The sequence below is a fragment of the Nonomuraea sp. NPDC004354 genome (assembly GCF_053602555.1).
The window spans coordinates 21,655-35,715 of sequence record NZ_JBSGDV010000031.1 but is presented as its reverse complement, the minus strand read 5'-3'; the positions used below and the strand labels follow the sequence as shown (position 1 = coordinate 35,715).

13 protein-coding genes are annotated in these 14,061 nt (G+C 72.1%); 8 read left to right on the top strand and 5 right to left on the bottom strand.

Annotation, left to right across the window (positions count from 1 at the left end; translation table 11 throughout):
• On the top strand, window positions 1–336 hold the full coding sequence (locus tag ACWENQ_RS43330) for a hypothetical protein (protein ID WP_452419444.1): 336 nt from the start codon (window positions 1–3) through the stop codon (window positions 334–336).
• Between the two features lie 292 nt (window positions 337–628).
• Here the strand turns inward: ACWENQ_RS43330 and ACWENQ_RS43325 are convergent, their stop codons facing one another.
• A complete protein-coding gene (locus tag ACWENQ_RS43325) occupies window positions 629–1,219 on the bottom strand; it encodes a class I SAM-dependent methyltransferase (protein WP_452419443.1) in 591 nt (196 codons plus the stop codon).
• Window positions 1,220–1,855: 636 nt separating this feature from the next.
• Complete coding sequence (locus ACWENQ_RS43320; protein WP_452419442.1) at window positions 1,856–2,887, bottom strand: saccharopine dehydrogenase family protein; 1,032 nt, start codon at window positions 2,885–2,887, stop codon at window positions 1,856–1,858.
• A gap of 101 nt (window positions 2,888–2,988) precedes the next feature.
• Here ACWENQ_RS43320 and ACWENQ_RS43315 point away from each other — a divergent pair, with 101 nt between their 5' ends.
• Window positions 2,989–3,972, top strand: coding sequence for a helix-turn-helix domain-containing protein (locus ACWENQ_RS43315; protein WP_452419441.1), 984 nt, complete (start codon window positions 2,989–2,991; stop codon window positions 3,970–3,972).
• Between the two features lie 328 nt (window positions 3,973–4,300).
• On the opposite strand, the gene ACWENQ_RS43310 is transcribed toward ACWENQ_RS43315, so the two are convergent.
• Window positions 4,301–5,227 carry a glucosyl-3-phosphoglycerate synthase gene (locus ACWENQ_RS43310; RefSeq protein ID WP_449931034.1) on the bottom strand — a complete coding sequence of 309 codons (927 nt, stop codon included), beginning with the start codon at window positions 5,225–5,227 and terminating at the stop codon, window positions 4,301–4,303.
• 205 nt (window positions 5,228–5,432) lie between these two features.
• Between ACWENQ_RS43310 and ACWENQ_RS43305 the strand changes: the two genes are divergently transcribed.
• The 4 genes from ACWENQ_RS43305 to ACWENQ_RS43290 all read left to right on the top strand — a co-directional run bounded on the left by ACWENQ_RS43305 (window position 5,433) and on the right by ACWENQ_RS43290 (window position 7,890).
• Window positions 5,433–5,969: a methylated-DNA--[protein]-cysteine S-methyltransferase gene (locus tag ACWENQ_RS43305; RefSeq protein WP_452419440.1), complete on the top strand. Its 537-nt coding sequence runs from the start codon at window positions 5,433–5,435 to the stop codon at window positions 5,967–5,969.
• Between the two features lie 20 nt (window positions 5,970–5,989).
• Window positions 5,990–6,700 (top strand): 2OG-Fe(II) oxygenase, encoded by a 711-nt coding sequence (locus tag ACWENQ_RS43300; RefSeq protein ID WP_452419439.1) that lies wholly within the window; start codon window positions 5,990–5,992, stop codon window positions 6,698–6,700.
• A 66-nt stretch (window positions 6,701–6,766) separates the two neighbouring features.
• Window positions 6,767–7,498 carry a TetR/AcrR family transcriptional regulator gene (locus ACWENQ_RS43295; RefSeq protein ID WP_452419438.1) on the top strand — a complete coding sequence of 244 codons (732 nt, stop codon included), beginning with the start codon at window positions 6,767–6,769 and terminating at the stop codon, window positions 7,496–7,498.
• Between the two features lie 50 nt (window positions 7,499–7,548).
• Complete coding sequence (locus ACWENQ_RS43290) at window positions 7,549–7,890, top strand: FAD-dependent monooxygenase (RefSeq protein WP_452419437.1); 342 nt, start codon at window positions 7,549–7,551, stop codon at window positions 7,888–7,890.
• A 41-nt stretch (window positions 7,891–7,931) separates the two neighbouring features.
• Here ACWENQ_RS43290 and ACWENQ_RS43285 read toward each other — a convergent pair whose 3' ends face one another.
• A complete protein-coding gene (locus ACWENQ_RS43285; RefSeq protein ID WP_449931044.1) occupies window positions 7,932–9,404 on the bottom strand; it encodes a helix-turn-helix domain-containing protein in 1,473 nt (490 codons plus the stop codon).
• Between the two features lie 302 nt (window positions 9,405–9,706).
• Between ACWENQ_RS43285 and aceA the strand changes: the two genes are divergently transcribed.
• On the top strand, window positions 9,707–10,987 hold the full coding sequence (aceA, locus tag ACWENQ_RS43280; RefSeq protein ID WP_354921496.1) for an isocitrate lyase: 1,281 nt from the start codon (window positions 9,707–9,709) through the stop codon (window positions 10,985–10,987).
• A gap of 148 nt (window positions 10,988–11,135) precedes the next feature.
• Window positions 11,136–12,344, top strand: coding sequence for an MFS transporter (locus tag ACWENQ_RS43275; protein WP_452419436.1), 1,209 nt, complete (start codon window positions 11,136–11,138; stop codon window positions 12,342–12,344).
• A gap of 36 nt (window positions 12,345–12,380) precedes the next feature.
• Here ACWENQ_RS43275 and ACWENQ_RS43270 read toward each other — a convergent pair whose 3' ends face one another.
• Complete coding sequence (locus ACWENQ_RS43270) at window positions 12,381–13,940, bottom strand: protein kinase domain-containing protein (RefSeq protein WP_452419435.1); 1,560 nt, start codon at window positions 13,938–13,940, stop codon at window positions 12,381–12,383.
• Window positions 13,941–14,061: the final 121 nt, after the last annotated feature.

The window sequence follows — 14,061 nt, the reverse complement described above, 5'->3', positions numbered from 1 at the left end:
GTGGGAGCGAAGGCAACGGGACGGGTCAACGTCATGGTGCTCATGCGGCTGCTCATGTGGGAGGCGCTGAACTTCCGCGGCCCCGAGCTGCCCGGGTTCGAGGCGCGGGTGGCGCGCTGCGGGAAGAAGACCGCGTCGCTGGCGGCCGGGCTCGACAGGGAGCCGTCGCCCGAGGTGTCCAGGCTGCTGTTCACGCTCACCGGGCTGGCGCTGTGGCCGTCCATGATGCGGCAACTCGGCCGGATCATCCTGGGCGACGACGTGGAGGACGAGGCGGCGGGGCGCGACCAGATCGCCGCCTTCGTCGCCGCCGCGCTCAAGGGCGGCGCGCCCTGACCGATCACCCGATCACCGAGCGACGACACGACGTCGACTCCACCCGGCTCACCGCAGGCGTCCCTGAGCCCGCAGGCCGACCGGCACACGCCGAGCGCGCCCCTGACCACATGCAGGGCGCGACCCTAACCGCACGGCCGGCATGGGCGCGCCGCTCCCGCCGCGGATAGATGCGCGGCCCGGCCCGGTCCGGCGCGCCACGTGCGGTTACCGGCCGCGCACGCTGACCGCGTACCCCCCATCCGGTACGGCTCGCCGCCCCAGGTGCTGCGACCGACCCGGTCCGGCGCGGTTACCGGCCGTGCACGCTGACCGCGTACCCCCCACCCCGGTACGGCTCGCCGTCCCAGGTGGCGAAGCGGTCCCGCAGCCGTAGCCCAGCGGCCGCGCACCAGGTGTCGTAGTCGTCGAGCGTGAACGTCGGGCGTACCGGCAGGTGATCGGCGTCGAGCCCGAATCCGGCCACCAGCAGGCCGCCGGGGTGCAGCGCGTCGGCGAGGCGGCCCACGGTCTGAGGCTCGCTGCCCTCGGCGAGCAGCGGGATCACGTTGCCCGCCGCGACGACCAGGTCGAAGCGCTCGGGAAGGTCGAACGCGGCCAGGTCGGACTCGATCCAGGTCAGCTCCGGCGCCCTGCTCCTGGCGACGGCGAGCATGGAGGGGTCGAGGTCGACGCCCACCACGTCGTAGCCCTGCTCGGCCAGCCAGATCGCCACCCTGCCGGTGCCGCATCCCGCATCGAGGATCCTCGCGCCGGGCAGCACCAGCGCGGCGCAGAAGCGCGCCTCTCCGTGGACGTCGGCACCAGTGGCGGCCAGCGCCGTGAAGCGTCCGTCATAGGCCTCGCCCAGCTTTCCACCGGTCAGGTCACGCCATCTGCTCATGCAGCCCATTCTGTACGGCCCGCCCCGGCGCTCCGCCCACCGGTCCCGCATACCGCGATCCATCGGTCCCACATACCGCGGCCCGCCGATCCCGCAACCCCGGGCCGCCGATCCCACATATCGCGATCCATCGCTCCCACATGCCGCGGGCCGCCGATCCCCCATACTGCGCCCATCGCTCCCACATACCGCGGGCCGCCGATCCCGCATACCGCGACCCATCGGCCCCGCATGCCGCAGGCCGCCCGTCCCGCACGCCGCGGTGCGCGCGAGTCGCGAGCCGTACGGCCGAGGCCCCTCCCGTCGAACCGGGGAACAGGAACCCGACGGCGCGCCCCCGGCCCGACCCGATGCTCCGCCTCGCGTTCACCGGAGTCCCGCAGGTCAAGCGGCGGTGGGCCCACAGCCGGAGGGGCGAGGTCCTGATCCCGCGCGAGGCCCGAGCGTGCCGGCACGCGGACCGGTGAAGCCGGCACGCGGACCGGTGAAGCCGGCACGCGGACCGGTGAAGCCGGCATGGAAGCGGACCGGTGAAGCCGGCATGGAAGCGGACCGGTGAAGCCGGCATGGAAGCGGACCGGTGAAGCCGGCATGGAACCTGTACATCCACACCGGGAGCGGCCCGGTCTGTTGGCGCTACTGGCGCAGGTCAATGGAAATGTGCGGGGACAGTGCGCGGAGGAAGTCCGGCGCGTCGAAGACCGCACCCGCGGAGGCGACACCGACCGTCCTGGTCCGTCCCGTGAGGATGCGGTCAACCGCTTCCACCGCGAGCGGCGCGGTGACGGCGTAGATGTCCTGGCCTCTGGCCACAGCGCGCCGTTCGGTGCCGCCGGAGCGCACGACGACGTCGACGAGGAAGGTCTGCGCCGACCGCCCATGCTCGTCGACCATGGCCGGCGTCGGTGTGTCCGGGGCCGACACGTCTCTGGCCGCCTCGACCGTCATGTAGGTGCGTACCTCAGGGATGGACAGGTGGCTGGGGATGGTGACCACGTCGGCCATCGTGAACTCCCCGATGACCGCCCGGGTGCCCAACGGGTCGGGAAACGGCCAGTCGAGGGTCGGCGGGTCGTCATGGCGGTACTCCAGCTGTCCGTTCGCGTATCGAACGCGTCGTCCGCCCCGCCGCTGCCGGGAGACCGCGCCTGCGGCACGCGTCCCGGCGGTAGGGTGCCAGTTGCTCAGCCCGTACGCGACGTGCGCTTCGTCGGCTGTGGTCCAGTCGCCCATGGTCGCGGTGGCCAGCAGGTCGCCGAGGCCGCCGTAGAAGGCCATCGCGGGGACGATCACCGCTCCCGCGTCGCGGGCGCGGTCGGTGAAGTGCGCGAACGTGTCGACGTTGGCCTCGACTTCGGCCGCCACGTCCACATACGGGATCCCGGCGCGCAGTGCCGCCTCGATCACGGGGGCGGCGGTATCGGCGAAGGGCCCGGCACAGTTGATCACGGCCGCCGCACCGGCCAGTGCGCGGTCGAGCGAGGCCGGGTCGTCGACCGACGCCGGCCGGGCCTCCAGCCCGGATTCGGACGCCGCCAGCATCTTCAGCTTGTCGGCGTCGCGCCCGGACAGAACCGGAACGAACCCGCGCTCCAGCAGCTGTGCCACCACGAAACGCCCGGTGTGCCCGTACGCGCCGAACACCGCTACCGTGTGCCCCGATCCCATGGGTGGTCCCCTGTCCTCGAATGATTGGTTGCGGACATCCTGGCGAAGGCCGGCATCCCACCGCGAGTGTCCGGAACGCCATGACACGTACAATTCCGGACATGGGTACTGTCGCGCTGGCCGTCACCGACGGGATGCTGCACTTCGAACTGTCCGTGGCGTACGAGATCTTCGGCGCCGCCCCGGACGGCGTGGCGGGCCCCTGGTACAGCGTCGCCGTCTGCGGGCCGGGCTCCGTACGGGCAGGCAGGTTCCGGCTGGAGCCCGACCACGGCCTCGACCGGCTGCCGGACGCCGACACGGTGATCGTCCCGGGCTGGGCCGACGTCGACGAGGACCCACCCGCCGACCTGGTCGACTCGGTGCGCGCGGCCCACGAGGCAGGCGCGCGCGTGGCCTCACTGTGCACGGGCGCCTTCGTGCTGGCCGCCGCCGGCCTCCTGGACGGGCGGCGCGCGACGACGCACTGGGCGCACACCCACACCTTGGCCGCCCGCTACCCGCAGGTGAAGGTGGACCCGGACGTCCTCTACGTGGACAACGGCAGCGTGCTCACCTCCGCCGGCAAGGCCGCCGCCGTGGACCTGTGCCTGCACCTCGTCCGCCTCGACCGCGGCTCGGCGATCGCCAACGTGGTCGCCCGCCGCCTGGTCGTGCCGCCACACCGGGACGGGGGCCAGGCGCAGTTCGTCACCACCCCGGTGCCCGCCCCGGACAACCACCCGCTGGCCGAACTGTTCCCCTGGGTGATCGAACGGCTGGACCATCCGCTGACCGTGGAGGACCTGGCCCGCCAGGCGCGGATGAGCTCGCGCAACCTGGGCCGCCATTTCAGGTCGGTGACGGGTACGACTCCGCTGCAGTGGCTGCTGACCCAGCGGATCCGCCACGCCCAGGAGTTGCTGGAGACCACCGACGACAGCGTCGACACCATCGCGGCGGCCACCGGCATGGGCACCGCCACGACGTTGCGCCGGCACTTCAACCGCACGGTCGGCGTGCCTCCGGACAGCTACCGCCGCACCTTCCGCTCGCGGACCCGCCCCGGCCTCGACGACAGCGGCCGGCACCATCAACACCCCTGAGCCTTCTCCCGGACAACGCTCACGGTGTCACCGTCAGCGCCGCCGCTCTCGAAGACCGGGAGACGCTGCCGCTTTCGAAGACCGCGTGACGCTGCCGTTCTCGGAGGCCGGGAGGCGCCGCCGCTCTCGAAGACCGGGAGACGCTGCCGCTTTCGGAGACCGGATGACATCGATGTGCGGAGGGAGACGGCGGCCGCCCCGGCCCACGTCAGTAACGTGCTGTCCACGTTCGGCCTGCGCGACCGGATCCAGGCGGTCATCTGCGCCTGCGAGTCCTGATCCGGCGCGCTTGGTCGAGCGCGGACAAGGGCACGTCGGCCCGTCCGGGTCAACCGGCCACGGTGATCATCGGAGGTCGTTCCGCGACCGAGACGTTCCTGGTCAGCACGTGGTGACCGCGCTCGTTCCTGCGGAACTGCGACAGCCGTACGGAAGGCTCGTGGAGGGGGATCATCTTGCCCTGCCGCTCGAGCCGGGACCAGGCGGCCAGCATGATCTGCCCCGCCATCCCGCCGAGCGCCTCGGTCGACTGGTGGGAGTGCTCACGGGAGCCGAGGTCGACCTGGGCCAGCGCGTCGAGCCCGGCCAGCTCGTACAGGTCGACCAGCAGACCGAGCTCGACGCCGTAGCCGGTGACGAAGGGGACGCGTTCGAGCGCCGAGCGCCGCCCTGCGTACTCTCCCGCCAGCGGCTGCACGAACCCCGCCAGCTCGGGCCAGTGCATGTTGATGAGCGGGCGGGCCACCAGCTCGGTCACCCTGCCGCCGCCGGTGGGCGCGCCGAGCAGGGGACGGTCGTAGCTGCCCTTGACGTAGACCACGGACGGGTCGGACAGCAGCGGACCGAGCAGCCCGGTCACCATGGAGGAGCGGAAGTCGCGCAGGTCGGCGTCGATGAAGGCCAGCAGGTCGCCCGAGGTGACCGCCAGCGACTTCCACAGCGCCTCGCCCTTGCCGTCGAGCGGTTTGAGATCGGGCAGGATCTCGTCCTGGGCGTGCACGGACGCGCCCGCCCTGGCGGCCACCACGGCGGTGTCGTCGCTCGAGCGGGAGTCGATCACCACGACCTCGTCGACCAGGGCGCGCAGCTCCCGCCTGATCATCCCGACGATCTCGCCGACGGTCTCGCGCTCGTCGCGGGCGGGCAGGACGACGCTGATCGTCGTGTCGCCCTTGCGCTCCAGGAGCGCCTCGAGGGGCCAGTCGGCGGCTGAGGACGTGCGGCTCCGCAGCCACGCCTCTACCTCAGGCAGCACACGCCCCTCCCCCGTCGATGTCACCTCAGCTTAGAGTCCGGCTCAGGCGTTCCTGACGAGGGGTCGTCCGACGGGAGGCCGCCCTGACCGGCGGCCGCCCGACGAGCGCGCCGCGTCGCCACCGCGAGGTCCGAAAACCGCCGATCCTTCCTGGGCCCTCCGGTGTTCTCTCAAGAGAGGGACACCACGAAGAAGGGTGCGGAGCATGAACGTCCACACGACGGTCGACAGCCCGATCGGCGAGCTGCTGCTGGTCGGGGAGCGGTCCGAGGCGGCCAGGGGCGGGCTGGCCCTGGCGTCCGTGTCGTTCGCTGACCAGGGCGCGAACCAGGGCGCTGACCAGAGCGCCGGCCAGGGCGGCGCGCGGGCGGGGCGGCGCGACCCCGGCGCGTTCGCCGTGGTCGAGTGCCAGCTGCGCGAGTACTTCGCGGGCGAGCGGACCGGCTTCGAGCTGGACTTCGTCCACCATGGCAGCGCCTTCCAGGAGACGGTGTGGGCCGCGCTGGACGGCCTGCCGTACGGCAGGACCACCACCTACGGCCGGCTCGCCGAGCAGGTCGGGGCGCCGCGCGACCGGATCCGCGCGGTGGGCGGGGCGATCGGCGCCAACCCGCTGCTGATCGTCAGGCCGTGTCACCGGGTGATCGGCGCCAACGGGTCGCTGACCGGCTACGCCGGCGGACTGGAGCGCAAGCGGTTCCTGCTGACCCACGAGGGCGCGCTGCAGCCGCTGTTCGTCTGACATCGAGAAAGGAGCAGATCATGCCGAAGCCGCACGAACGCGTGGACAGGGCCGACTGGGCCGCCCTGGCCGAGGAGATGGACGCGCACGGGTGCGCGCTGACCGGTCCGGTCCTCACCCCGGACGAGTGCCGCGAGATCGCCGGCCTGTACGACGAGGTCGCCCGGTTCCGCTCGACGATCGACATGGAGCGCTACCGGTTCGGCCGGGGCCAGTACCGCTACTTCGACCGGCCCTTCCCTGAGCCGGTGGAGGAGTTGCGGCAGGCGTTCTACCCCCGCCTGCTGCCCATCGCCAGGGACTGGGCCGCCAGGCTCGGCAGGCCCGCCCCCTGGCCGGACACGCTGGCGGAATGGCTGGAGATGTGCCACGCGGCGGGGCAGACCAAGTCCACCCCGATCCTGCTGCGCTACCGGGACGGCGACTGGAACGCGCTGCACCGTGACCTGTACGGCGACCTCGTCTTCCCCCTGCAGGTCGTGATCGGGCTGGACGCGCCTGGCGCCGACTACGAGGGCGGCGAGTTCCTGCTGGTCGAGCAGCGGCCACGGGCCCAGTCGCGGGGCACGGTGACGCTGCTGCCGCAGGGTCACGGGCTGGTCTTCACCACGAGGGACCGCCCTGTCCGCTCCTCCCGCGGCTGGTCGGCATCGCCGGTCCGGCACGGCGTCAGCACGGTACGGCGCGGCCAGCGGCACACGCTGGGCCTGGTCTTCCACGACGCGGCCTGATGTGCCCGGCAGGTCATTAGACTGGTACCAGTACTAGTATCGTCCCATTCATGGTACGGTCCTTCCATGAGCACCGACGCGAGCGGCGCCGACCGGCCACAGCCGCAGCAGGAAGGCGCGCCGTCCCGGCACGAGCGGCGGCGGCGCCAGACCAGGGAGCGGATCGCCACCACCGCGCTGGCCCTGTTCAGCGAGCGGGGCTACGACGCGGTGACCATCGCCGACGTCGCCGAGGCCGCGGACGTCGCGAAACAGACCGTTGTCAACCACTTCCCTGCCAAGGAGGACCTCCTGTTCGCCTGGCACCGCCCGGTCGAGGCCGACGTGATCGACATGGTCGACCAGCTCCCCCTGAGCGCCTCGCTGCCGGAGTTCCTCAAGGACGAGCTGCCGCGCCTGTTCGCCCACCTGCCGGAGCTGCCGCAGGCGCCGGACGGCGGAGATCCACGGACCGCGGTCGACGATCGGCTCGCCGGTGTCGTCACCATCATCCAGAACAGTCCTGCACTGCAGGACGCGTTGCGACTGCGTGGCACCCGATACCAGGAGGACCTGGCGGCGATCCTGTCCGACCGGGTGCCCGCGCATCTGGGAGCCGTCGCGGCACGGGCGATCGCCGCCTTCGTCCTGACCACCGTCTCCGCCATGGTCGAGGAGGCGGCACGACTGCGGGGCGCGGGCCGGTCGCCTGAGCAGATCGTCGCCACCCTGACCGACACGGTCGGCCGCGCGCTGGACATCCTGGACACCGGCATCGGGAACACCGGCGGATCGGCGACACCCCCTCAAGACACCTGACAGCTCAAGACACCTGACGGTTCCCGAAGCCGCGCGGACCGAGGAGGGTCATGCGAACGGAATCGACATCGGCGCTGGTCGTCGGCGGCGGGCTGGTAGGCCTGTCGGCGGCGGTGTTCCTGTCCTGGCGCGGGGTTCCCGCGATGGTCGTCGAGCGCCGTACCGCGGGTTCGCCGCATCCGCACGAGCCGGCGGAGTTCCTTCGCGCCTACGGACTCTCCCGGGGCGGCGCGGCCCTCGTCCGGCCGGACGGTTACCTCGCCTGGCGCTCCCGCGACCTGCCCGCCCTCCCGTCCGACGCGCTGACCGTGGCGCTGAGCCGGGTGTCGTGCGCCACCCGACAGACCACCCTGCACGCCACCCGTCACGCCACCGGGAACCGTACGACGTGACCGCCCGGGCCCAGACCCGCCAGGCCGGGGCTAGGGAAGGCTCAGCCGTGGGTGGCGTGCCGTTCGAGGAAGGTGTAAACGTCGGCCTCGTCCACGCCGGGGAACGAGCCGGGCGGCAGCGCGGCCAGCACGTGGGAGTTGGCGCGTGCCGACGGCCAGGCGTAACCCTCCCAGCGCTGGGCCAGCTCGGCCGGAGGGCGGCGGCAGCAGTCGCCGTTCGGGCAGTTGGAGCGCGTCCTGTTGGTCGTCTCGCGCCCGCGGAACCACCGCGACTCCCGGTACGGCACGCCCAGCGTGATCGCGAAGTCGCGTTCGCGGGACGGGTCGACGTGCGCCACGCAGAAGTAGGTGCCGGTCGGCGAGTCGGAGTACTGGTAGAAGACCGAGAACCGGTCAGGTGACAGGAAGACCTGCCGTCCGGACCACTGCAGGCACATGCGCTGCCCCTCGATGGCGCCCTGCTCGTCGGCGGGGAAGACGATGCCGTCGTTCTCGTAGGCCTTGTAGATGGTGCCGCCGGCGTCGTTGCGGACGAAGTGGCAGACCAGGTCGAGATGGTGGGTGGCCAGGTTGGTGAAGCGGTGGGCGGCCATCTCGTAGGAGACGGCGAAGACGTCGCGCAGGTCCTCCACCGACAGGGCGCGGTCCTGCTTGGCCTCCTGGAGGAACTGGGTGGCGGTGCGCTCGGGCACGAGGACGGCGGCGGCGAAGTAGTTGGCCTCGGTGCGCTGCAGCAGGAAGTCGGCGAAGTCGCGCGGCTTGCCGTGGCCGAGCGCGAGGTGGCCGAGGGTCTGCAGCAGGATCGTGCGCGGGGTGTGCATGCCGAGCTGCTCGTGCTTGACGTAGATGCGGCGGTTGCGCAGGTCGGTGATGGACCTGACGGAGCGCGGCAGGTCCTGCACGGTGTTGACGGAGTAGCCGAAGTGGGTGACCAGCGCCTGGACCGTGCTCTGCGACAGCGCGCCGGTGCGGTAGCCGACGGCGGCCAGCGCCGCGGCCGCGGCCTTCTCGATCTCGGGGAAGTAGTTGCCCTGCTCGCGCTGCCTGCGGCGCAGTTCGGCGTTGGCCGCCCGGGCCTCCTCGGGGGTGGCGGTGCCGCGGGCCTGCCTGGCGCGCAGCTCGCCGTACAGGCCGAGGATGTGCTCGAGGACGTCGTTGGGCACCCGGGCGGAGACCTTGAGCCGTGGCAGGCCGAGCCCGGCGTAGAGCGGGTCGCGCTGGGCCTCCTCGAGCGCGATCTCCAGCTGGGCGCGGCGGTTGGGCGGCTGGCGGCGCAGCAGTTCCTCGACCGGGACGTTGAGCGCGGTGGCCAGTGACTTGAGCAGTGACAGCTTGGGCTCGCGCTTGCCGTTCTCCAGCAGGGACAGCTGGCTGGGTGCCCTGCTGACCCGCTCCCCCAGGTCGGACAGGGTCAGCCCGCGCTGTTTGCGCAGGTGACGCAGGCGCTGGCCGAAGGCGATGAGATCGAGCTCCTGCGTCAAAGAAAGCGGTTCTTCGCCGAGCAAGGGGGCCATGCGCGCATCATAAGGGGAAGAATCCTGGTTTTTCTACACCCAGCCACCGGAAGCCGGGCTGAAGTGGGCGAGGGACCTCCGATCGCCGCCGGAACACCGGACGGTCGCCGAAAGCCGAGGTGACAGCCGGTCCAGTGGTCTAGTCCATAGCGAAAAGTCGTGAATTCTTCTCCCCTGAATACCCGCCAGTATGTCCTAGATGTGAAATTCGTCGAATTTTCTGCACTTCGGACCCTACTGAGAGGGCTTGCCCGGGGCAGACACTCGGAACAAGCACCCAGGGGACGACAAAGGAGTGAAAAATGGACGATCGCCTCAAGGGAGCGGCTGACCAGCTGCGGCACGCATGGGAGAACGACCCCCGCTGGAAGGGCACCGAGCGCACCTACTCCGCCGAGGACGTCGTCCGGCTGCGCGGCAGCGTGCAGGAGGAGCACACGCTTGCCAGACTCGGCGCCGAGCGGCTGTGGGACCTGCTGCACACCGAGGACTACGTGCACGCGCTCGGCGCGCTGACCGGCAACCAGGCCGTGCAGCAGGTGAAGGCGGGCCTGAAGGCGATCTACCTGTCCGGCTGGCAGGTGGCGGCGGACGCGAACCTCGGCGGGCAGACCTACCCCGACCAGTCGCTGTACCCGGCCAACTCCGTGCCCGCCGTCGTGCGCCGCATCAACAACGCGCTGCTGCGCGCCGACCAGATCAGCTGGTCGGAGGGCTCGGACCAGACCCACTGGCTCGCCCCGATCGTCGCCGACGCCGAGGCCGGCTTCGGTGGCGTGCTGAACGCCTTCGAGCTGATGAAGGGCATGATCGCGGCCGGCGCCGCGGGCGTGCACTGGGAGGACCAGCTCGCCTCGGAGAAGAAGTGCGGCCACCTCGGCGGCAAGGTGCTGATCCCGACCGGCCAGCACATCAAGACGCTCAACGCCGCCCGCCTGGCGGCCGACGTGTCGGGCGTCCCCTCACTGATCATCGCGCGGACCGACGCCCAGGCCGCGACGCTCCTGACCAGTGACGTGGACCCCCGCGACCAGCGCTTCACCACCGGTGACCGTACCGCCGAGGGCTTCTACCGGGTCCGCAACGGCGTCGAGGCCTGCATCGACCGCGGCCTGTCCTACGCCCCCTACGCCGACCTGCTGTGGATGGAGACCTCCACCCCGGACCTCGACGTGGCCCGCGAGTTCGCCGAGGCGATCAAGGCCAGGTACCCCGACCAGATGCTCGCCTACAACTGCTCGCCGTCCTTCAACTGGAAGCAGCACCTGGACGACTCCACGATCGCCAAGTTCCAGCGCGAGCTCGGGCACATGGGGTACAAGTTCCAGTTCATCACGCTGGCCGGCTTCCACTCGCTTAACCACTCCATGTTCAACCTGGCCCACGGCTACGCCGCCGACGGCATGACCGCCTACGTCGAGCTGCAGGAGGCCGAGTTCGCGGCCGAGGCGCGCGGCTACACCGCCACCAGGCACCAGCGCGAGGTCGGCACCGGCTACTTCGACCTGGTCAGCACGGCGATCGCGCCCGACTCCTCGACGACCGCGCTCAGGGGCTCCACCGAGGAGGAGCAGTTCCACTAAAGAGCCCGCCCGGACTCGCCGACACCTCCTAGGGCATGGGAGGGTTCCCCGGCGACCGCCCCGGTCCCGCGCCCGCGGGACCGGGGCGCTTTACGCTCCGCGCGATCCGTCACCTTCGCCCCCTTCCGGCTGATCTAGCCTCACGAGGGTGCTCAGGCTGCTGCGGGACCGCACCTACCTCACCTACTGGCTCGCCGTCGTGGTGTCCTTCCTCGGCGACGCCATCACCAAGGTCACCCTGATCTACGTCGCCGCCACGCTCACCGACGCCCCCGTCGTGCTGATCGCGCTCGTCGTCGTCGCGCAGCTGCTCCCGTCGGGCATCCTCGGCGCCTTCGTCGGCCCGCTGGCCGACCGGCTGCCCAAGCGGGTGCTGCTCATCGGATCCGACCTGGCCCGAGCGCTGATCGTGCTGGCCATGATCCCCGCCCTGCGCTCGGCCTGGCTCCTGCTGGCGCTGATCTTCCTGGAGGGCCTGGGCAAGGCGTTCTTCGAGACCGCCCGCATCGCCGCCATCCCGAAGATCGTCGGCGGGCACAGCATCCCCTCCGCGGTCGCCCTGTTCCAGAGCACCGCCCACACGATCAACCTGCTCGGCCCGGCGCTGGGCGGGCTGCTGGTCGCGGCCGGCAGCGTCCCCCTCGTCCTGATGATCGACTCGGCCACCTTCCTGCTCTCCGCGCTGCTGCTGGGCAGCATGGCGGTGCTGCGCGAGGTGCCGTCCGCGGCGCGCGAGCCGTACTGGGCGGCGCTGCGCGCCGGCGTGCGCGGCGTCCTGGCGGTGCCCTCGCTGCGGTACCTGGCGGTCTTCCTGACGCCGGTCATGCTCGCCCTCGGCCTGTTCACCACCAACCTCAACGCCCAGTTGCTGACCGTCTTCCAGCTGCCCGCCCTCACGTTCGGGCTGGCGCAGGCGCTGTTCGGCGGCGGTTCGATCCTCGGCGCGCTGGCCGGTCCCGCGCTGCTGCGCCGTTTCCCCGACCGGCTGCTGCCCGCCTCGATCGTCGCCTTCGGCCTGTCCATGGTCGCGCTCGCCCCCGCCCAGTGGAGCGGCCACATCGCGGCGATCGGCGCGTGGTGCCTGCTGACCGGTTTCGGGTCGGGCCTGTTCCAGGTCCCCGTCGCCCACACCCTGCTGCGCGACCTGCCCGAGGACCTGCGCGGGCGCGGCGTCGCGCTGGCCAACGCGCTCATGGTCAACGTCACGATCGCGGGCGTGCTGGCCGGCAGCCTGGTCGCGGAGCTCGCGGGCGTCGCCGTGTCCATCATCGGATCGGGCGCGCTGCTGCTCTGCGCGGCCACCGCGCTCTCCCTCCGGTACGGCAGGCGCCGGCCCGCCCCCGCCGGGCAGCGCTGACCCCCGAACGCCCGGCTCAGGAGGCCGGCCCGCGGTTCAGGCGCCCGGCGAGGAGTCCGTGGGGCCGGGCGACACCGGGTCGGTCGGGGTGACCGACGCCGACGCCGACGGGTCCGGTGTCTCGCCCGGTCCCTCCTGCGGGATCGTGGTGATGCTGGAGGAGGGCTGCGGGCAGTCACGCCCACGCCGCTTGCCCGCCGGGTTGACGCAGTCGCCCGGGTCCCCGTTGCCCGGCGGGTCGGGCGACCAGACGCTCTCGTGGTCGGGCCGGCTCCGCTCCTCCGGCGTCGTGGACGGCGGTCGCAGCGTCGTGGGCCCCAGCGTCCTGGTCTGGGTGACGACCACGGTCGGGGTGATCGACGGCCCGGCGGGGATCGGCTCGGCCGGTGCCCTGGTCAGCGGATCCGGCCTGATCGTGGACTGCGCGGTGCCGTTGGGCACGACGAAGGGAACGGCCTCCGGCCGGCGGGTGCCGTCCAGCCGGATCCCGGCTCCCCCGCTGGCCGCGGCCACCGTCAGGGCCGCGATCGAGACGGTGGCCAGCGCGGCGAAGCTCGCGTGCGACAGCTGAGCGCCCGACCTGGCCCGCCGCCGGCGCGCGGCAGGGCCGGGCCGCCCCGGCGGTTCGGTCCCCGCCGGGTCCGGCGGCGCGTCGGCCAGGCGCACCCTGCCCCCACCCGGCGGATACGGCACCGGTGTCCAGATGTCCCCCAGCACCCGGCCGACGGCCTCGCGCAGGTCCCAGGGGTCGCCCACGCCGCCCGCGGCCAGTAAGGCACGCAGCAGTTCGGCCGAGCTGGGCCGCGCGGCGGGATCCTTGGCCAGTGCCGCCTCCACCGCCGGCCGCAGCAGCGCGGGCACGCCGTCGACCCGCGGCTGTTCCAGCACGATCCGCCTGGTCAGCACGTCGGCCTCGCCGGCCCCGAACGGGTGGTGGCCGGTGGCGGCGAAGGCGATCAGGCAGCCCCACGCGAACACGTCGGAGGCCGGGACGGCGGCACCGCCGGTCAGCCGCTCGGGCGCCACCCAGCCAGGACTGCCCATCACCAGCCCCGCCTGGGTGTGGGCGGCGGCGGTGTCGACGTCGCGGGCGATGCCGAAGTCGATGACGCGCGGCCCGTCCGGCGACAGCAGCACGTTGCCCGGTTTGAGGTCGCGGTGCACCAGCCCCGCGTCGTGGACGGCGACCAGCGCGGCGGCCACCCCGAGCGCGACGCCGTAGGCGAGGTCGGGCGTCAGCGGGCCGCGCCCCACCACCACCTGCGACAGCGCCGGCCCCGGGATGTACTCGCAGACCAGGTAGGGCCGGTCGCGATCACTGCCGTCCTCGATCACGGCGGCCGTGCAGAACGGCACCACCCTGCGCGAGAACGTCACCTCCTCGGCGAACCTGGCGCGGAGCGTGGCGTCCCGCAGGTGCACGTCGTGCGGGGTCTTCAGCGCCACCAGCCCGCCCCGCGGGTGCTCGGCGAGGTAGACCACCCCCATCCCGCCGGCGCCCAGGCGGCCGAGCAGCAGGTACCTGCCGATGATCACCGGGTCGCCCACCGTCAGCGGTCGCACGCCTGGCGGCATGCCGCTCGTACCACGCGCCATCCGGCTCGCCTCTCCTGCTCTGGACCACGGCCACAGCACACTGTGACCGGATCGGGCGAGGCATTTCCCCGGGACTGCCACAAGGAGTATCGAAGGTAAGGCGAATCTTTCCGCTAGGTGA